Genomic DNA, 18767 nt, shown 5'->3' with positions numbered 1-18767 from the left:
ACCATGAAACGTACATTTCTAGCGATCTCTGCATTGGTATTTGTTGCGCCTGTTTTTGCGGCAGAGACTCATGAAATGCCCATGAAAGGCATGACCATGGAAAAAGCTCAAGCGGCAACAGAGGCTAAGGCCAGTGGTACGGTCAAGTCGATCAATACGGAGAAAGGCACTGTTACGATCAGCCATGGCCCTGTGCCTGAAGTTCAGTGGCCCGCCATGACCATGCCTTTCAAGGCCACGCCGGATCAGTTAAACAACGTTAAACAAGGCGACAAGATAGACTTTACGTTCAAGTCAGAAGGCATGAGCGCGACAATTACGTCTATCAAAAAGCAATAACGTTATGCCTTGGACAAGCCTCTAAGACGATAGACATCGCCTTTCCTTACCATAAGAAGGCCGTGCTTATGGTGACTAGTACAAAAGGACATGGCAGGAGCTTGTCAAAAGGCAGCGCCGCTGCTGAAAGCAGTAGCGAGTGAACCCTCACGTGACACGTAAAAGTATGGAGCCGGAACAAACCTTCTTTGTTCTAGCTCCATACTTGCTCTAGCTTTAACCAACTATTCCACTGACCCACTCTTTCGAGACAAGGGTTTGCCAGTTACCAACGCAGGGCAAGTCCCAGCACCGGCTTCATGGCTGGCCAAAGCCATGAGGCGTCTGCCATATCTTCTTTCAGATAATCTCATCCAATTTCTGGCTTTCGTTTATCACTGCGGACATCATCGTCCTACCGATCAGGCTCGTACTCATTAACTTGATCAATTTTTTGATGCATCCGCCCCAGCATATTTACCAGCAAAAGGGGCAGTAAGCCACTCCTTGCAAGGGCTTGAGGCAAGCAGCCACGTTATGACCGCAGTGGATAGTCGCGATGCTCGACGCTACACGGTCAGTCTGACCTTACAGGGAAGAGCTCTGCACGACCGCATCTTCCAGCTTGCCATGGAGCGCGAGCGGAGGCTTCTGAAGGATCTCACACCGGCCGATGTTTTTATCCAGTCCGATCATTTGGCAGATTCACAACTGCGCCAGCGGAGCCTGCAGGTACAGGTCATGGCGGGACGTAAGTTGCCGGTACTGGTGCGCTATTTCCTTAGCTATCTTGAAGAGCAATTAACCACCGCGACGCAGGACCCGCGCTTTTCTATACCGGCCCTGCCCTCAGATTCCGCCTAGGTCGCCAGATGTTATAGGTATAGGTCACATACAATCGGTTTTCTTCGTATTTAGCGCTGTTTTTAGTATCGACGCCAATGTTCATCCATCGTAGACCAATGCCTTTTAACGGACCACTTTCAACAACGTAGCTGACGATTGCCGGACGCTCCGTCTCGCCGCTCTGAAGGTGCGGACGGTATGTCCGCACCGAAATCAGGATAACTTGACGCAGTGGCGAATAGTCATGAGCGCAACAAGACTGAGCAGACCAGTGAAGAGCAGATAAAACGCGGGCGACATCTTGCTACCGCTCAGGCCAATGAGCCATGTGATAAAGAATGGAGTAAAGCTTCCAAACACGGTAGTACCGATGTTGTAACTCAGTGCCATGCCGGTAGCCCGAACCTTGGTTGGGAAAAGCTCGGCTATCAAGGCTGGAAGCCCCCCGAAATACATGGCTTTGAGCAAGCTAAGCCAGACCAGAACAGTCAAGAGACCGGCCAGGGTCGCGTTCAGCGAAAGGTACATAAAGGCAGGATAGATAGTAATGGCGAAAACCGCTGACGACGCCACCATGATTCGCGTACGACCAAAGACATCGGATAGATGACCAATAAAGGAGGTAAGTACCGTCAAGGATCACACCATTAAGGGTGCTCCTGCAAAGCCGATAGAGGCGGTCAAACCCAGTTGCTTGACGGCATACGCGGGCATAGAAAAGAACGGAAAGTCCAGTCTTTAGGAGGTCTTGGCCCATGCGCTTGTCAGGCTTTCGACTGGTGTCGCCTGGACAGTCACATGCCCTACAGACATGAGTCCGTGCGACCTATATAGCTATCCTGAACCGACATTTGCCCAAGGCTCAACACGTTTCTAAAACCCAGCCAGCCTGTTATCCCTCATTGACCGATTCGCCTTTCTCTACTGTGCTGAACAAGAAACCACGCGATGCCAGCCCTTATCTCTTGACAGTTCGAACCTGCCAGAGCAAATTTCATTAAACGTAATTCACTTACGCAAAATAAAAAGACTCAAGAAGAGCCCTTTACGACAGCGGTGTAAGCCATGGATCTATATACCTACTATCGCTCCACGTCTTCTTACCGGGTACGCATCGCTCTCGCCTTGAAGGGATTGTCGTACGAGGTTATTCCAATCAATCTGATCAAAGACGGTGGCGAACATCGCCAGGCGGACTATCGGGCGCTCAATCCGCAGGGCCGCGTCCCGTTACTGCGTACCGATGAAGGCGCTTTGATTTGCCAATCACCAGCAATCCTCGAATATCTGGAAGAGCGCTATCCTGAGGCGCCGCTATTGCCAACCGAGCTTTTGGCGCGCGCTCGGCATCGTAGTATTGCTGCGATCATTGGCTGCGATGTACATCCGCTGCATAACGTTTCCGTACTGAATCGCTTACGTCAGTTACAGATTCAGGAGCAGGACGTCGTGGCCTGGATAGCACACTGGATTGGTGAGGGTCTCTCGGCCGTCGAAGCCTTGATTGGCGAAAAGCAGTTCTGCTTTGGCGATGTGGGCTTGGCCGATGTGTATCTCCTGCCTCAGGTGTATGCAGCGCGGCGCTTCAATGTGGAGCTGGGTCAATTCCCCCGCATCTGTCGTGTTGAGCGTGAGGCATTGGCACATCCGGCCTTTCAGCAGGCTCACCCAGATGCCCAAGCGGACAAGCCCGCATGAAAATCCACGGCTTCCAACTTATTCTCGGCCATTTTCTGGCCCGTAGTGTTCGCGGCCTCTCCTGCGCGCCGCCTGTAAAAAGTATTGATAACGCTGTTAACCCAATACTTTTTATCGCTACGTCAGGAGCCACATCATGGCCGATCTGTTTGAAAACCCTATGGGACTCATGGGCTTCGAGTTCATCGAATTCGCTTCCCCTACTCCTAACGTCATAGAGCCTGTACTGGAAAGCATTGGTTTCACCCATGTTGCTGACCACCGATCGAAGGATGTGGCGTTGTATCGCCAGGGCGATATCAATGCCATCGTCAATCGCGAGTCAAAGAGCCGTGCGGCTTATTTTGCGGCGGAACATGGCCCATCGGTGTGCGGTATGGCCTTTCGTTGCCGGGATTCCCATCATGCGTATTACAAGGCGCTAGAGCTGGGTGCACAGGCTGTAGAGATCCCGACCGGTCCGATGGAGCTGCGTCTGCCAGCGATCAAGGGCATTGGTGGCGCGCCGTTATATCTGATCGATCGTTTCGAGGAAGGTAGCTCAATCTATGACATTGATTTCGTCTTTCGGGATGGAGTAGACCGCAAGCCTGTAGGTGCAGGTCTGAAGATCATTGATCACCTGACCCACAACGTATATCGCGGGCGCATGGCCTACTGGGCAGACTTTTATGAAAAGCTGTTCAACTTCCGTGAAATCCGCTATTTCGATATCAAGGGCGAATACACGGGCCTGACATCCAAGGCTATGACGGCCCCCGACGGCATGGTTCGAATTCCGCTGAACGAAGAGTCTTCCAAGGGCTCGGGCCAGATTGAAGAGTTTTTGATGAAGTTCAACGGTGAAGGCATCCAGCATGTTGCCTTCCTGACCGACGACCTTATCAAGACATGGGATGCGCTTAAGGCCTGCGGCACTCGCTTTATGACCGCGCCGCCGGAAACCTATTATGAAATGCTTGAAAGTCGCGTGCCCAACCATGGCGAACCTACGGCGGAACTGCAATCACGTGGCATCCTGCTCGATGGCACTTCGGAAAACGGCGAGCGGCGCCTCCTTTTACAGATCTTTTCGGAAACGCTACTCGGCCCGGTATTCTTCGAGTTCATCCAGCGCAAGGGCGATAGCGGCTTTGGCGAGGGTAACTTCAAGGCCTTGTTCGAATCCATCGAACGCGATCAGATCCGCCGCGGCGTGCTGGTAACCGAGTAACTGTGAGGGCAGCCGGAGCCTTACCGGTTGCCCTTCTTTTTCGCCTGATACAAGAGGCTCCGGATGAGACTTGTGGCCTCTCGGCCCGGCTTAACTCGGTGTTGCTATCAACTTGACGCTTACAGCCCTTTACTCATTTGTGCTGGCGAAAAACCCATTCGCGGATCGGCTCGACGGCATAGGCGATGCGCCAGGTATTCATGTGCCCGCTGGCACCGGCTGCCGACTCACCTGCAGGTATGACACTGCCCGGGCTAAAGGTCACATAGTTGATCGGGCTGCCTTCGGCATCGATTTTCTCGAAAGCTGCACGGAATTGTTCAGCGTTCCAGGTACCGTCCCATACCGCGCGGCTAATTTTGGCCCCCTCCTTTTCCAGGACATCCATAATGGCGTTCTGGCCTGGAAACGCCTTGTTGTCATCCTGCGAAACCAGAACCCATAGCTTTTGCCCGGCGAGCAGCTTTACCAACGCTGGGTCCCACTGGCCCGCCACCAGGAAAGAGGCTGCGAAAAAGTCTGGATACTTGATGTCCATGGCAATGGACATCATGCAACCACCGGATTGACCAGTGGTATAAAGCCGCTTACGGTCGATGTTGTACTCAACGGCCAATGCGTTCACCAGGTTGATGGTGGTGTCTAGCATGCTGGTTTGAAAGTCATCGTCGGCGATGATCTCGGCATATTGGGGCGCCAACACAAAGGCTGGACGCCTGGCCTGATCTTCGGGGCTGGCCCAGGCGATTGCACCCAATCCCTGCAGCAGGGTCGCCCTAGGCCTGTCTCCAGTCACACTAGCGTCGTGCATGAACAGCACCAGCGGGTACGAGCGTGTGGGATCGTAGTGCCTTGGCACAAAGAGGTTGTATTTCAGCGTTTCGCCAGTCTTTGAATCATGAAATTCAAGCTGCTGGAACTCATCAACGATCAGGTTGCGTACCGTAGAGGTGACCATCGTTTTGCCGTCTGGCAGGCCAATAGTTGCTTCGGCTGTTCGATAGGCCATGCCCATACCGCCTGGACGACTACCGGCTTTGCCCATACCACCCGCCCCATGGCTATTCGGCTTGCCAAATCCGCTGCCACCGGGCGGTTTCATTCCACCACCAGGCCCATGCATTTTAGGTGACAGGCTGGCATCTGTATCTTCGGGAGATAGGGTCACAATGACGAAGCGACCGATCGCCGTCCGATCCGCCGGATCGCTTGAGGTACTGGCGAAAACGCCGGTAACGGTGCGTCCTTCCACGTGAAAGTCGTTTGCTGTCAGCTCGGCACTTGTAACCGGCGAGTCGTACTCCACGGCTACTCCCGTCAGGCGCGGGCCGTTCCCAAATACCTCGGTGATAGCTGTTGCGTGTTGCGCCTGGACACCACCTTTTGCCAGCACTGGAGCGCCTATTGCCAGCAAGGCTCCAGCACTGGCACTTAGGATCAAAAAGGTGCGGCGTGACTGCATAAATATATTCTCCGGCTCAATATTGGATGCTGCTCATCCATCTCGGTTACTCAATAAACGCGCCTGTGAAAATAGTGGTCGCTAGTAGCGGCAACCGATACGACCAGGAAGCGGATTCACCTGCCTTGCGCCTGTGGTACACCAGCCCGGCGGAATATTGGCCTGCTGCGGGGTATGAACCGACGGGTAGAACGGTGATATTGAAGATTCGCCTCTTGCAACAGGCATTTTGCACAGTGGCCGGAGGATCAAACAAGTCCAGGAACCTGGATTCGCGCTCGTCTTTCCAGCATGAACGTATGATGCCAAGTCGGGCGGGGTATAGGTGTCAACGTAGCGTAACGGTGCAGTAAAGAGGTTGATACAGATCTCTATGGCGCCCTGCGTGGGAGAGCCTATGACTTTATATTAGGAATATTTGACAGCAGCCCCTCTTGCCGAGCCGGGCACCACAAACGTACAAGCCTTGCTGACAGGCGAGCCTTATCCTGTCGGGAAAAGGTCCCTGATCGCATCAAGGTGTATTAGAGGTGAACCCCTTGTTAGAGCTCCCTTCATCGCAAAACTGGGTCAAGCATGCTTCGCCATCATCATGCGTCGAGCGAATCGAAGCGTTTTTCAGTGCTCATGCCTTCGACCCGCACCGGCACGATACGTATGCCATTGGCCGTACCTTGGCTGGAGTACAAAGCTTTTCCTACAGAGGGGCTAGCAAGCACAGCCATCCAGGCGTCACGATGGTGCTGCATCCGGATGAAGTACACGACGGCCATGCCGGTTCGGAAAGCGGTTTCCATTATCGGATGCTATATGTACCTCCGGCTCTGGTACAGCAGGTTCTGAAGGGTGCTCCCTTGCCCTTCCTCAAGGAAGGGCTCTCGCAAGATCCCCGGCTGGCAGCAGTGACCAATGCGCTGCTGTATACCCCCGATCCCAAGCTGGACCCGCTTGCGGAAGAGGATGCCCTCTACAACCTGATCACCGTCCTGGCTGAAGTCAGCGGTCAACGACAAACCAAGACCTCACAGGACTTCATGGCAGCCGCCCGTGCACGCGAGTACATCGACGACAACCTTGACCGCGCCATTACCCTGGACGAACTGGCCTGGTGTGCCAACAGGGACAAATGGAGCCTGTCGCGGGATTTTCGCATGTACTTTGGCACGAGCCCGCATCGTTATCTGACCATGCGCCGCTTAGATCGAGTGAAATCCCAGGTTTATGCCGGCAAGACGCTGATCGAGGCGTCGCTTGATGCCGGGTTCTTTGATCAGAGCCATATGACCCGGCATTTCAAGAACGCCTTTGGCTTGTCACCGTCACGGTGGTGGCGAGGCCTCGCCCAGTCAGGCATCTGATTGTCTCTGACGGCGGCAAGCGCTTCATGGCGCCAGAGGAGCTTAGAACACGCCCCCCATACGTGAGCTGATTTCTTGAGCGGTTTCGCGCAGGCGCTGTGCCGCATAGCTGTCCGGTTCGGCGGAAAAGTTCTGAGCCGCCCCAACAACTGTAATAACGCCCATCAGACGATTTCCTGCGGCAAACAGAGGCGCCGACAGCGCATTCACACCCCTCATGAGCAAGCCATGAATGGCGTGGAGATGCTGTGTCCGAATCGCTTCCAGAGTACGTTGAAGCTCATGCTCAAAGGGTGCATCAGCCATGGCCAGCTCGCGCTCGCGCAAAAGCGCTGTTTCCCGATCGGGCAGAAAAGCATTAAAGACCAGCCCCGTTGAGGAGCTTAGAAGCGGCAGCACCGAGCCAACCTGAGTGACAAGCGTGACTGCACGCACGGCCTGCTCTACATGCACTACAGCTGGTCCATGGTTGCCCCATACGGCCAGAAAACAGGTTTCATTCACAGCATCACGCAGTTCAGCCAAGCGCGGAATCGTAACTTTGACAACATCCAGGCGCCCCAAGGCAGCCATACCAACAAACAGCGCCGCAGGCCCAAGGCCGTAATGATTGGTGGTTTCATCCTGTTCAGCGAAACCACTGGCAATAAGCGCCTGTAGATAGCGATGCACCTTGCTGGCCGGCATATCGAGATGCTCTGCCAGCTTTGACAGCGACGTGGCCGGTGCCAGCTCCGCCAGTCCTCTCAGAATATCGGTACCGACTTCTGCCGCCTGTACCTTTTGCCGTCTGGGCACTTCCGGCCCCTGCGTATCCTTTGCCATTTCTACAACCGCCTGCCTAAACGATGCGGTGTTATAGCTTGACGGGCCCCATGATTCAATTTACTTTTTGCGTAACTCATTTACGCAAAATGAGGTTGCGCTATGAATATACAAGAACAAAACATAGACACCCTGCCCTATCAGTCTGGCTTTGGTAACGAACTCGCCAGCGAGGCATTGCCCGGCGCACTTCCTATCGGGCAGAACTCACCGCAGAAAGTCCCTTACGGGCTATACACCGAACTTCTCTCCGGCACGGCTTTTACGGTACCGCGTAGCGATGCGCGCCGGACGTGGCTGTATCGCATCCGGCCCTCGGCCAATCATCCACGCTATGAGCGCCTGGACAGGCAACTGGTACACGGCGGACTGGGCGCCGTCACGCCTAACCGCCTGCGCTGGAACCCCGCCGGAATGCCCGGTACGCCCACGGATTTTATCGATGGGCTGGAATGCTTGACCGCCACACACGATGCCCAACAGGCCAGCGGCGTCAGTGTTTATCGCTATGCTGCAAACGCGTCGATGGAGCGCGTTTTCTTCAATGCAGATGGTGAACTGCTCGTCGTACCTCAGGAAGGCCGGCTGCGTATTGTCACCGAACTGGGCATCTTGCAGATTGAGCCGCTGGAAATTGCCGTACTGCCACGCGGCATGCGCTTTCGGGTCGAACTAATCGACGATACGGCCAAGGGTTATGTGTGCGAAAACCATGGCTGCGTGCTGCGCCTGCCAGACCTCGGGCCAATCGGCAGCAATGGGCTGGCCAATCCCCGTGACTTTCTGGCACCTGTGGCCCGTTATGAAGAGTACGACGAAGCCACCCCTTTGGTGCAGAAGTACCTGGGCGAGCTATGGGCAACAACCCTGGATCATTCCCCGCTGGATGTGGTGGCCTGGCACGGCAACAACGTGCCCTATAAGTACGATCTGCGGCGCTTCAACACGATTGGCACTGTCAGCTTTGATCACCCCGACCCGTCTATCTTCACCGTACTGACATCGCCCGGCACTACACCCGGTATGGCCAACGTTGACTTCGTGATTTTCCCACCGCGCTGGATGGTGGCCGAGAACACCTTTCGGCCGCCGTGGTTCCACCGGAACCTCATGAATGAATTCATGGGCTTGATTCAAGGCGCTTACGATGCCAAAGCCGAGGGCTTCTCGCCGGGAGGCGCCTCGCTGCACAGTTGCATGAGCGCCCACGGACCGGATCACGTCTCGACTAGTCAAGCCATTAGCGCCGTGCTCAAACCGCACAAGATCGAAAACACCATGGCATTCATGTTTGAAACCGGCTGCGTGCTGCGGCCGACGCGTCATGCACTGGAAACGCCTTCGCTGCAGGCCAACTATGATGCTTGTTGGTCCGGTCTTGCCAAAACATTTAACAAGCAAGGAGGGCTCACATGACTCCGGAATCGCACCGTCGCAGTTGGGTAGCTTCTGCCAATGAGCACCCTGACTTTCCTTTACAAAACTTACCCTTCGGCGTCTTTAGCACAGCCGATGAGCCCCCACGAGGCGGAGTGGCTATTGGCGATCTGATTCTGGATATGCTTGTGGCCCTGGAAGCCGATCTGTTCAGTCAACACGTACAACGCGCCGCCAGAGTCGCGGCTCAACCGCACTTGAATGCTTTCTTTGCGCTGGAGATGGCCGAGCGCCGCGCCTTGCGTGAAGAGCTTACCGAACTGCTGGAAGAAGCCAGCCCGCAGCGCGACCGGATGCAGGCGCTAGGCGATACCCTGCTACGGCCGATAGCAGCCTGCCAAATGCATCTGCCAGCACGTATCGGTGACTACACTGACTTTTATGTTGGTATTCATCATGCGGTAAACGTGGGGAAGCTGTTCCGGCCGGACAATCCACTGCTGCCAAACTACAAATACGTGCCCATTGGCTATCACGGTCGGGCCTCGACGATCGACATTTCGGGGGCTCCGGTAAGACGCCCTAACGGCCAGACGCTGCCGCCCGGTCAGAACGAGCCGGTATTCGGCCCGAGCAAGCGGCTGGATTACGAACTGGAAATCGGCGTCTGGATTGGCCAGGGTAATGCTCGCGGCGAATCAATACCCATTGCCGAGGCAAGCCAACACATTGCCGGACTGTGCCTGCTCAACGACTGGTCGGCCCGTGACATTCAGGCATGGGAATATCAGCCGTTGGGCCCGTTCCTGTCGAAAAGTTTTGCCACAACCGTTTCGCCCTGGGTGGTCATGGCCGAGGCCCTGGAGCCGTTCCGCTGCGCTCAGCCTGCTCGCCCGGCTGGCGATCCGCAGCCGCTCTCCTACTTGCTCGACCCTACTGATCAGGAAACCGGAGCGCTCGATGTCGAGTTGGAAGTTTTACTGCTGACCGCAACCATGCGCGAGCAGAATCTGCCTGCTCAACGCATTGCTTTGAGCAACACATTGAACATGTACTGGACCCTGGCGCAATTAGTGACGCACCACAGCGTTAATGGTTGTAGCCTGCAGCCGGGCGACCTGTTCGGCTCCGGCACACTTTCGGGCGAGCAACCAGACAGCTACGGCAGCCTGTTGGAGATTACCCTAGGCGGTAAGAAACCTTTAACGCTTGCCAGTGGCGAAACCCGTACGTTCCTGGAAGATGGCGACGAAGTGATCCTGCGCGCCCGTTGCCATCGGCAAGGTTATCCATCGATTGGCTTTGGCGAGTGCCGAGGAGTCGTTCAACCGGCACGTTGAAAGCTATTCCACCAGCCCGTGCTGTTTTTCCCATGCCAGGAAACTCTCCATCTCGGGGCTGATGTCCAACCCTTGTTCCAGCGTTGCCTGCATCGAGCGGATACGGATAAGCCGCTCATGCATGGCCTCGGGAATATCCTGCCCACTGCTCTGCCGTGACTGGACAGCCTGCACTGCTTGGTCCAGCCGTTCGGAGAGTTGCTGGCGCATATCATCAACATCATAGGAAACGCGATCGACCATGGTAGTGCTCCTCAACTGTTAAGCTATCCCAGCAATAGGCCCTATCGGCTCCGAAGGGTTCAATGCAGTTACTGGCTGGCTTCAACGGTTTGTGCAGCGTAATAAGCAGCCAGATCGCTCATCTGCTCAGGCGTCAACCGCCTGACGGCGCTATGCATCAGATGAACATACGCCGTACCTCCCCGCTTCTGTGATTTGAACAGCTCAAGCTGCAAGGTCAGGTAGTCGGCATGCTGCCCGGATAGATCAGGATAAATAGGATTTCGCGGGGTTTGTCGAGGGCCGTGGCAATGGGCACAGGAGGGAACGCCCTGCCTGGGAACGCCATATTGCGCAATGGTCTCACCACGCTGGATAGCCTCTGTCTGCTCTGAAACCCTGGCAGCCGGTTCAGGGCGAGCAAGCGACGCGTAGTGTCTGGCCAGTTCCCGCCGGGTCTGATCATCAAGTGCTGCCGCGATAGGCTGCATGATGCCGCTCTTACGCTCACCGTTGGCATACGCTTCAAGACTTTCCAACAAATAGCGCTCGCGCTGACCCGCCAGTATTGGAATGGTACTCGGTCCGCGCCCTTCACCCTTGGCGCCGTGGCACCGGACACAGTTGGCTAGCGTTGGTCCAAGCGGATCATCCAGCCCTTTCAACAGACCCGCCTCCTGATTTTGCCGCCAACCGCTGGCGCTGGTGCCAAGAGCCAGATGCTCATATTGCTCGGAAGATAACTCGGGTAATTTCCGGATGAATGCGACTATCGCCCAGATTTCGTCCTCTCGCTCAGGTGCAAGCCAGGCAGGCATGGCAGAAAACTTGACGCCATTCTTCACGATCCAGAACAGTTCTTCCGGGGTCCACTCCTTGATTCGGGTTGCCAGAACCGGTGGCATTGGTGTCATCTGCTGCACGATCAATGATTGCCCTTTTCCAGGCGAGGCATGGCAGGAAGAGCATCCTGTTTCGTAATGTCCGGCTCCTTTCAGAATCAGCTTTGGATCGTCCAGAGTGAGTGGTGGCTTGACGCTCACCGAGCGGGTCTCGACAGCGTTGCGCATGGCCATATGAAGAAACCATTCGGTTACCGGCCAATGGCCGGAACGGGCCGAGACTGACGCCAACCCCAGCCAGGCAAACATCAGGCCACCGACCACTGCCGCGAGGGCTAGCGTGACCAGCAAGGCCAGTCCCCGTTTCCAGGACCCGGCAATCAGGTAACGCCCCCCATTGAGCACAGGCGAAACGATCAGATGCAGCAGATGCCTAGCGAGTCGAAACATGATCGCGTTCCTTTCCTAACAGGCCTGCCAAGAGATACAGCCCACCGAGCAGGTAGCTGGTACCGCCAAAGACCAGCATGATGACGCCACCCAATTGCTGATCCTGTTGCGATGTAAGCCCAAAAGGTGCCAGGCCGGCATGGGGATAGAGCACCCGATCCGCCATGGCGAGCAGCACACCGAGCAGGGTCATGTGCATTGATGTCATCAATAGGCCTGCTATACCGCCTGCGGCCCTCGCCTGTCGATCCGCCGGGAGACCACCAAACGCCGCCAGCCATACCAAAAGCCCGACGATAAGATAACTGCCTTGCTCCAGAATCAGCATGAATGGGATATGTCGGGCAGCATGATGAAGTACCGGTGTGTGCCACACCCACACTACTACCAACTCGATCAGCGAGGCCAGAACGGGCGAAAACAAAAAAGGCCATTGAATAACCGGGTCCCATTGTTCCTGGGCCGTACCCAGCGCCAGGAGCGGTGCGACAGCCGCGATAACCAGCACGTGCATGCTCATGTGCGCGGTAAAGCTATGCACCGCCAGCGCGGGTAAAGGCCCTAGCCATGTCACAGCCAGCAGCAGCAGGCCGATAACCAGCGAGACGCGGCGCTTCACTCGCAGGTTCCGATGAAAACAACCGTGAGTGCAATGTACACGGTTGCCACAAAACTCAAACCGCACAGCAGCAAGGTTGAAAAACCCAAGAAACGGTGGCGGTCACCAGCGGTATCCGCATCGTGCGGTAGCGTGGCTTGCCCCAGTTTATGCTGGCGGTAGCCGAACCAGCTCACCAGGCAAATGCCGACCAGCGCCACCGCGGTATAGCCGCCGATAAGCCACCGGACGGTCTCCAGAGACCCGGCTCGCCCAGCAAATTTTGCACACCAGATGGCGGCCGTGATGTAGGACGCTAGAAAATGCATGGTCCAGAAGGCTGGCCCCAAAGTCAGCAGCCAAAGGCTATGCCAGCGTGCAGCCGGAGTCTCGGGATCATCTCGATTCGCATCGGGTTCCGTCATACCATCCTCGGAAAACCGGCAATCACGACCACAGTAACCGTCGCGGTGATCGCCATGAAGTGCCAATAAAGAGCGACGTTCCGAATGTCGATGTCGTACTCGGCGGTCATCCGCCCCGCCAGACGTCGGGCCATGCAATAGAGCTGCATGATCAGGCCCACAGCCAGATGGACCAGAGACCACAGCACCAACACCCAGACGGTAGCCGGGTAAACATGGCTCTTCGGATCGAGGCCGCTGGAATAAGGACCGGCGAACAGGGCCAGCCCGCCCGCCACGCAGCAGAGCGCAGCCAGGATCAGCGCCCCGTAGAAAACGGCGGCCCGATCCTTCCGGTTAGCTTGTCTGGCCAACAGGGTCAGCGCCCAGGCACCCAACACACAGCCTGCCCCAACCAACGACCACAGGGCATTCGGCCCCTGGGACGGATCGGGCGGAAAATCCTCATGAACCGTCCAGAAGAAAAAGTAGCCGAACACAAGACTGGCAAAGGCGCTCATATTGCCAATCATGGTAATAAACATGGCCCACCAGCCGACTGATTTGTCGCCAGACAGGTACAGCGGCACCGTTACACCCAGACCAATATCCTTGGCTGGCTTTTCCGGAATCAGGGCCGTACCGGTCCATAGCCAGATCAGGATAGTGATCAGCCCCAGAACCCCGCTGATCAGGGCGGCTACATACCAGTGATAGGTGGAGAAGATGAATACGCCTCCGGTGAACACTGCGGCCCACAGACCAAGAAAGGTTGGGCCGGGCACACGCAGGCACTGGATAGGACGGGCATCAATGGTACTGGTGATTAGCGTTTCGCGCTTTTCCTCGGCGGCATCGCCCAGGTAGAACCGCCCCTCGTCTACATCACGGATAAAGTTAGGTTGGTCCCACAACGGATAGCGGCTTTTGATAATGGGAATCGAGCGGACACTCCAAGGATGCGAGGGCATGTTGACCAACCATTCCAGCGTGCCGGCATTCCAGGGATTACGACGGGCGTGGGGCTGCTTTTTCTTGGGGCGCACTACGTCCCACACCAGGATGACCACACCAACGGCAAAGATATAGGCGCCTATGGTGGAGATCAGATTGAGCAGATCGAAACCCAGCCCGGCTTCATAGGTAAACACCCGGCGCGGCATGCCCAGCAGACCGGTGAAATGCATGGGCAGAAAGGTCACGTTGAAGCCGACGAACATCAACCAGAAGGCCCACTTGCCCAGGCGCTCGGACAACTGCTTGCCATCGGCCATCGGATAGAAATAGTAGAGGCCGGCGGCCACCGGGAATAGCATGCCGCCGATCAGTACATAGTGCAGGTGAGCCACGATGAAGTAACTATCGTGTGCCTGAAAATCGAACGGCGCGATTGCCACCATGACGCCAGTCAGGCCCCCCAGCACAAAAATCGCCAAAGCTCCTGACACAAACAGCATGGGCACCGAATGAACAAACCGCCCTGCCAGGGCCGTCGCCAGGAAACAGAAAATCTGCACGCCCGTGGGAATGGCCACGGCTTCCGAGGCCGCTGTGAAAAAGGCCAGCGAAATCCCCGGCATACCCGTGGCGTACATGTGGTGCGCCCATAGGCCGAAACTGATAAAGCCGGTTCCCACGGCCGCCAGTACAATCCACCCATAACCAATAATAGGCCGCTGGGCCGCTGTCGGTACGATCATCGCCACCAGAGCAATGGCTGGCAGGAAGATGATGTACACCTCGGGATGACCGAAGATCCAGAACAAGTGTTGCCACAGTAAAGGATCACCGCCCTTCTCTGGATTAAAAAAGGGCCAGCCCAAGAGACGCTCCAGTTCAAAGAGCAGATCACCTGCGATCAGCGGTGGAAAGGCGAACAGGATCATGCCTGCCACCACCAGGATGTACCACGCATAGAGTGGGATCAGATTGATGCGCATGCCCGGCGGGCGGGTTTTAAGAATCCCGACGATCAATTCCACTGCAGCGGCCAGCGAAGATACTTCGATAAAGGACAGCCCCAGCAGCCAGATGTCGGCTCCCAACCCCTCATGGTATTGAGTCGACAGCGGCGGATACATGAACCAGCCGCCTTGCGGTGCGACTTGAAAGAAGATGGAGCCGCAAACAAACACGCCGCCAATAAGAAAACACCAGAAGCCATAGGCGGACAGCCGCGGAAACGGCAAGTCTCGGGCACCCAGCATCTGCGGCAGGATCAGGATGGAAAAGGCCTCAAAGATCGGCACCGCGAACAGAAACATCATTACGGAGCCGTGCAGCGTGAATACCTGGTTGTAGAGATCGGCAGACAGGAAATCATTGTTGGGTACAGCGAGCTGGGTACGAATCAGTAAGGCCAGCACACCGGCAAAAAGAAAAAACAGAAAGGAAACTGCCGTATACCAGCGCCCAACCTCCGTATTGTTCACGGCAGACCAGTAGCGCCAACCCTCCGGTGTTTTCCACGCTTTTTTCAGGCGCGCTTTCTGGGCCTCATCCTCGCTTCGGTCCATCTGCTCAAGGTTTTCTTGGGTGATATCCGTCATTTGAGCCCACTCAGGTAAGTCGCTAACGCGGTCAGTTGTTCCTCGGGCAACATGCCAAAGGATGGCATCCTCACCTCTGGCTTGATCTGTTGCGTGTGGCCGATCCAGCGAGCAAAGGTCTGTGCATCGTTGGGCAACATGCCAGCGCCCAGGCTCAGGCGGCTGCCGACATGGGTCAGATCCGGGCCGACCCGACCATCCGCCGCCGTGCCACGAATGGTATGGCAGGCACCGCAGCCATTGACGAGAAAGGCCTGCTCACCCTGCCGCGCCGACGGGCTGCCAGAAGACACCGCAGGTTGCGCCTGATGCGTGAGCCATGCCTCGAAATCCTGCGGCTCCATGACTACCACCCGGAACGCCATAAAGGCATGGGACGCGCCACAATACTCGGCACACACGCCGCGATAGGTACCCGGCTTGGTGGGCTCAAGGATCAAGGTGTTTTCCCGCCCCGGAATCATGTCGACCTTGCCGGACAGCGAAGGCACCCAGAACGAATGAATGACGTCCGGGCTGGTCAGGCTGAGCGAGACGCGCTTGCCCACCGGCAGGCGTATTTCATTGGCCAGCTCCACCGGCTCGCCTGCAGGAGATGTATAGCGCACCCGCCACCACCACATCTCGCCGGATACCGCTACGTGAAGATCGACATTACCCGTAGAGCGAAGCTTTGGGATAAGCATGAGGCCGTAGCTCAGCAGGATCGTGAGCACAACGGTAGGAAAGACGATCCCGCCACCAATGATCAGCCATCGTGCACCCTGGACGTCATGTTTTTTGCGGGGCCGAGCCAGCGTGGCATAGAGAGCGATGCCAATAACCACAGCCCAGATCAGGACCGCACCACCGGCCATCCACCAGAAGAGACTTGATATTTGCTCAGCCCCAACCCCGGCAGGACTTAACGCCGATTGAGGGCCGTGCAGATCACAGCCTCCCACTGCAATTACCGGCGCGATCATGCCACCATGCCGTCCGTTTAATCCTATCTGGCGAGACGTGTATAGGGTCAAGGGTAGCCTTGCTCCTTTGTCTGAACGTTAATCCTGTCCCGGATCGCTCGTTGAAGAAAAAGACTTCCTCTTTATGGCCATTGGCCCACTCTAACCCTAGACCACGACCACCCGTTTACCCGCCGCCGTTTACAAACAGTTACCAGTTCGTCTTTCACTCTGCACGCCGCCGTACATGAGAGAGAATCAAACCGACAACCAAGGCGGCTTCTACTAGCCGACTTTCCATGCATGAACTAACGGCGCGCCTGAAGGAGCGAAACCACACGAGCTCCTTTGGATACCGCTCCGATCGTAAAATTCCAGCCTCGCCGCCATATCGAGGGTGAAAGGGAAAGAAACGAAGGTAGGTCGAAGGCATTTGCGGCGGATGTATGGGGCACAGCACGCAGCCGGTAATTCACCAGTACCAGGGACAGGAAAAGCAAGGCACCGCCACCGTTATGAGCCACGGCCATCATCAATGGCATACGAAGCAGGATATTGCCCATCCCTAGCGAGACCTGCAGGATCAGCAATGCCAATACCAGGCCAGCCAGGACACTATATCCACGTCTAAACAACTGCCAGGCTAATAACGCCACAGCTACCCCAACCACTAATGCCCCAAGGCGATGGGTGAAATGGATGGCCGTGCGCGCCTCGCTGTGCAAGTGTCCGCCCAGGTAGTTAGGCCCGATCTGCTGGGAGAGATGAAAACCATTGTCAAAATCCATGGCCGGCCACCACACCCCATTGCACGTGGGAAGGTCAAGGCAGGCAACCGAGGCGTAGTTACTGCTGACCCACCCGCCTAAAGCGACCTGCAGCATTACCAGTACAAGCCCAGCACGGGCCAACAAACGCAGCCGCCATGAAGACGGTACGGCAGGCGCGCGCCCTGATAGCCGCAAGGACAAAAGAAACAGCAGGCTCAATGTAATGAAGCCACCTAATAGGTGCCCCGTCACGACGTGAGGCCATAGCTTGAGAGTAACAGTCCACATCCCAAACAACGCCTGCGCTACCAGAACGCCTAGCAGCAGCAACGGCAAGCCCAGCGGTTGCCCAGGTTGACGACGACGCTTGATGGCTTGCAGGGCCAACAGTACGACCAGCACACTCAGCCCGCCGGCAAAATAACGGTGGATCATCTCGCTCCAGCCTTTATCCGCTTCTACCGGCGCGTCAGGAAAGCGCAGCATTGCATGCGCCAGCTGCTCTTCTGTTTGAGGAACATAAATAAAGCCATAGCAACCGGGCCAATCCGGACAGCCGAGTCCGGCATGAGTCAGGCGGGTATAGGCGCCGAGCAAAACCACCACAAATGCCAGACACGTCGCACACAGAGCTATACAAAATCCTGGCTTTCGCATGGAGGCTCCTTTGCGTAATGTCGCTAACGGCAATGCCATCAAGGCATCATGCGTCTAGGCTAGACCACAGGCTTTTTTGAAAAATTCCATAAAGAACAGGCTCGTTGACTGGCGTGATACTGCTCACCTTCAGAGCATAGAACTTTTTTAAAACGCCCTACTCTTATGAAGCAGTGGCGATAGGCCACTATTTTACTGCCAGCGCTACCCTGCTGCTCGCTGCCTGATCATGCCCCCCTCATGATCAGGCAGCGTTTTTATAGCTATATCGCCACTCAGTCTCTGGCATCACAGCTGCTCTTCTCTCCGTGCTTCCCGTCTTTTTGCAATGCTTCTTCTGCTCAGACCTATGGTTGTGAATCTGCACGCCGTCGAGGCGGTCCAAGCAAAACCATTCTTTCAAGAGGACATGTCATGGGCCTTTTCAATTCAATCATGGAAAAGCTAGGCGTCAGTAATGAAGCGGAAAAGCCAGCCAGGCATGGCACGATTGACGTAGAAAAAAGCGCTACGGAACCCATGATAGGCTCGGAAGCGCCTACGGCAGCTCATAACGCCACGACGGGGCCGGGTTTTGCCCCGGGTCCTGCCGATGTCCGGAATCCGGTCGATTTACCTACTCGCCTGGACAGCATGGCGGCCAATCGTACCGGAGAGTTCAACTGGCGCACCTCGATTGTCGACCTGCTCAAGTTGCTGGACCTGGACAGCAGCCTGCAATCCCGTAAGGAACTGGCTACTGAGTTGGGCTGCCCGCCCGAAAAAATGAACGACTCGGAACAGATGAACATATGGCTGCATAAAGCCGTTATGCAAAAACTGGCCGAACATGACGGCACCGTTCCGCCGGAACTAAAGGATTGATGCTTAGCATCAGACCCCGCATACCCTAAG

Annotated in this window: 19 protein-coding genes; 8 read left to right on the top strand and 11 right to left on the bottom strand. The window is 56.1% G+C overall.

Annotated elements, in window-relative coordinates:
• The first annotated feature begins 3 nt into the window (after nt 1-3).
• Together IQ22_RS19765 and IQ22_RS19760 are read left to right on the top strand one after the other, a co-directional pair.
• The gene (locus IQ22_RS19765; RefSeq protein WP_145145224.1) at nt 4-339 is read left to right on the top strand and encodes a copper-binding protein; all 336 of its coding nucleotides are present in this window, start codon (nt 4-6) and stop codon (nt 337-339) included.
• Nucleotides 340-855: 516 nt separating this feature from the next.
• Nucleotides 856-1182, top strand: a complete 327-nt coding sequence (locus IQ22_RS19760) for a helix-turn-helix domain-containing protein (RefSeq protein WP_145145222.1) — start codon at nt 856-858, stop codon at nt 1180-1182.
• Here the strand turns inward: IQ22_RS19760 and IQ22_RS24170 are convergent.
• Together IQ22_RS24170 and IQ22_RS19750 are read right to left on the bottom strand one after the other, a co-directional pair.
• Nucleotides 1151-1372: an OprD family outer membrane porin gene (locus IQ22_RS24170; protein WP_158635462.1), complete on the bottom strand. Its 222-nt coding sequence runs from the start codon at nt 1370-1372 to the stop codon at nt 1151-1153. The genes IQ22_RS19760 and IQ22_RS24170 overlap by 32 nt on opposite strands.
• Before the next feature lie 5 nt (nt 1373-1377).
• Nucleotides 1378-1800 (bottom strand): MFS transporter, encoded by a 423-nt coding sequence (locus tag IQ22_RS19750; protein ID WP_145145220.1) that lies wholly within the window; start codon nt 1798-1800, stop codon nt 1378-1380.
• Between the two features lie 429 nt (nt 1801-2229).
• Here IQ22_RS19750 and maiA point away from each other — a divergent pair, with 429 nt between their 5' ends.
• Both maiA and hppD read left to right on the top strand, forming a co-directional pair.
• On the top strand, nt 2230-2862 hold the full coding sequence (gene maiA, locus IQ22_RS19745; protein WP_145145218.1) for a maleylacetoacetate isomerase: 633 nt from the start codon (nt 2230-2232) through the stop codon (nt 2860-2862).
• Between the two features lie 136 nt (nt 2863-2998).
• Nucleotides 2999-4075, top strand: a complete 1077-nt coding sequence (hppD, locus tag IQ22_RS19735; RefSeq protein ID WP_145145214.1) for a 4-hydroxyphenylpyruvate dioxygenase — start codon at nt 2999-3001, stop codon at nt 4073-4075.
• Between the two features lie 133 nt (nt 4076-4208).
• Here hppD and IQ22_RS19730 read toward each other — a convergent pair whose 3' ends face one another.
• Entirely contained in the window at nt 4209-5537 is a 1329-nt protein-coding gene (locus IQ22_RS19730; RefSeq protein ID WP_145145212.1) for a peptidase, read from the bottom strand.
• Nucleotides 5538-6076: 539 nt separating this feature from the next.
• Here IQ22_RS19730 and IQ22_RS19725 point away from each other — a divergent pair.
• A complete protein-coding gene (locus IQ22_RS19725) occupies nt 6077-6895 on the top strand; it encodes an AraC family transcriptional regulator (RefSeq protein ID WP_145145210.1) in 819 nt (272 codons plus the stop codon).
• Nucleotides 6896-6937: 42 nt separating this feature from the next.
• Here the strand turns inward: IQ22_RS19725 and IQ22_RS19720 are convergent, their stop codons facing one another.
• Complete coding sequence (locus IQ22_RS19720) at nt 6938-7720, bottom strand: IclR family transcriptional regulator (protein ID WP_145145208.1); 783 nt, start codon at nt 7718-7720, stop codon at nt 6938-6940.
• A gap of 102 nt (nt 7721-7822) precedes the next feature.
• Here IQ22_RS19720 and hmgA point away from each other — a divergent pair, with 102 nt between their 5' ends.
• Together hmgA and fahA are read left to right on the top strand one after the other, a co-directional pair.
• Complete coding sequence (gene hmgA / locus IQ22_RS19715; protein WP_145145206.1) at nt 7823-9136, top strand: homogentisate 1,2-dioxygenase; 1314 nt, start codon at nt 7823-7825, stop codon at nt 9134-9136.
• On the top strand, nt 9133-10437 hold the full coding sequence (fahA, locus tag IQ22_RS19710; protein WP_145145204.1) for a fumarylacetoacetase: 1305 nt from the start codon (nt 9133-9135) through the stop codon (nt 10435-10437). The genes hmgA and fahA overlap by 4 nt, the downstream gene beginning before the upstream one ends.
• A 3-nt stretch (nt 10438-10440) precedes the next feature.
• Here the strand turns inward: fahA and IQ22_RS19705 are convergent, their stop codons facing one another.
• The 7 genes from IQ22_RS19705 to IQ22_RS19675 form a co-directional block, all read right to left on the bottom strand.
• Nucleotides 10441-10680, bottom strand: a complete 240-nt coding sequence (locus IQ22_RS19705) for a hypothetical protein (RefSeq protein WP_145145202.1) — start codon at nt 10678-10680, stop codon at nt 10441-10443.
• Between the two features lie 68 nt (nt 10681-10748).
• Nucleotides 10749-11951 (bottom strand): c-type cytochrome, encoded by a 1203-nt coding sequence (locus tag IQ22_RS19700; RefSeq protein ID WP_145145200.1) that lies wholly within the window; start codon nt 11949-11951, stop codon nt 10749-10751.
• Nucleotides 11935-12570, bottom strand: coding sequence for a cytochrome c oxidase assembly protein (locus IQ22_RS19695; protein ID WP_145145198.1), 636 nt, complete (start codon nt 12568-12570; stop codon nt 11935-11937). Before IQ22_RS19695 ends, IQ22_RS19700 begins: the two co-directional genes overlap by 17 nt.
• On the bottom strand, nt 12567-12974 hold the full coding sequence (locus IQ22_RS19690; protein ID WP_145145196.1) for a hypothetical protein: 408 nt from the start codon (nt 12972-12974) through the stop codon (nt 12567-12569). The genes IQ22_RS19695 and IQ22_RS19690 overlap by 4 nt, the downstream gene beginning before the upstream one ends.
• Entirely contained in the window at nt 12971-15502 is a 2532-nt protein-coding gene (gene ctaD / locus IQ22_RS19685) for a cytochrome c oxidase subunit I (protein ID WP_145145194.1), read from the bottom strand. The genes IQ22_RS19690 and ctaD overlap by 4 nt, the downstream gene beginning before the upstream one ends.
• The gene (gene coxB, locus IQ22_RS19680; protein WP_145145246.1) at nt 15499-16467 is read right to left on the bottom strand and encodes a cytochrome c oxidase subunit II; all 969 of its coding nucleotides are present in this window, start codon (nt 16465-16467) and stop codon (nt 15499-15501) included. The genes ctaD and coxB overlap by 4 nt, the downstream gene beginning before the upstream one ends.
• A gap of 287 nt (nt 16468-16754) precedes the next feature.
• Nucleotides 16755-17873, bottom strand: a complete 1119-nt coding sequence (locus tag IQ22_RS19675; protein ID WP_145145192.1) for a COX15/CtaA family protein — start codon at nt 17871-17873, stop codon at nt 16755-16757.
• A 414-nt stretch (nt 17874-18287) separates the two neighbouring features.
• On the opposite strand from IQ22_RS19675, the gene IQ22_RS19670 reads away from it, so the two are divergent.
• A complete protein-coding gene (locus IQ22_RS19670; protein WP_145145190.1) occupies nt 18288-18737 on the top strand; it encodes a DUF3597 domain-containing protein in 450 nt (149 codons plus the stop codon).
• The last annotated feature ends 30 nt before the right edge of the window (nt 18738-18767 follow it).

It is taken from the genome of Pseudomonas duriflava, from assembly GCF_007830155.1.
GTDB classification, from domain to species: domain Bacteria; phylum Pseudomonadota; class Gammaproteobacteria; order Pseudomonadales; family Pseudomonadaceae; genus Chryseomonas; species Chryseomonas duriflava.
This window is presented reverse-complemented; position numbering and strand designations above follow the sequence as displayed.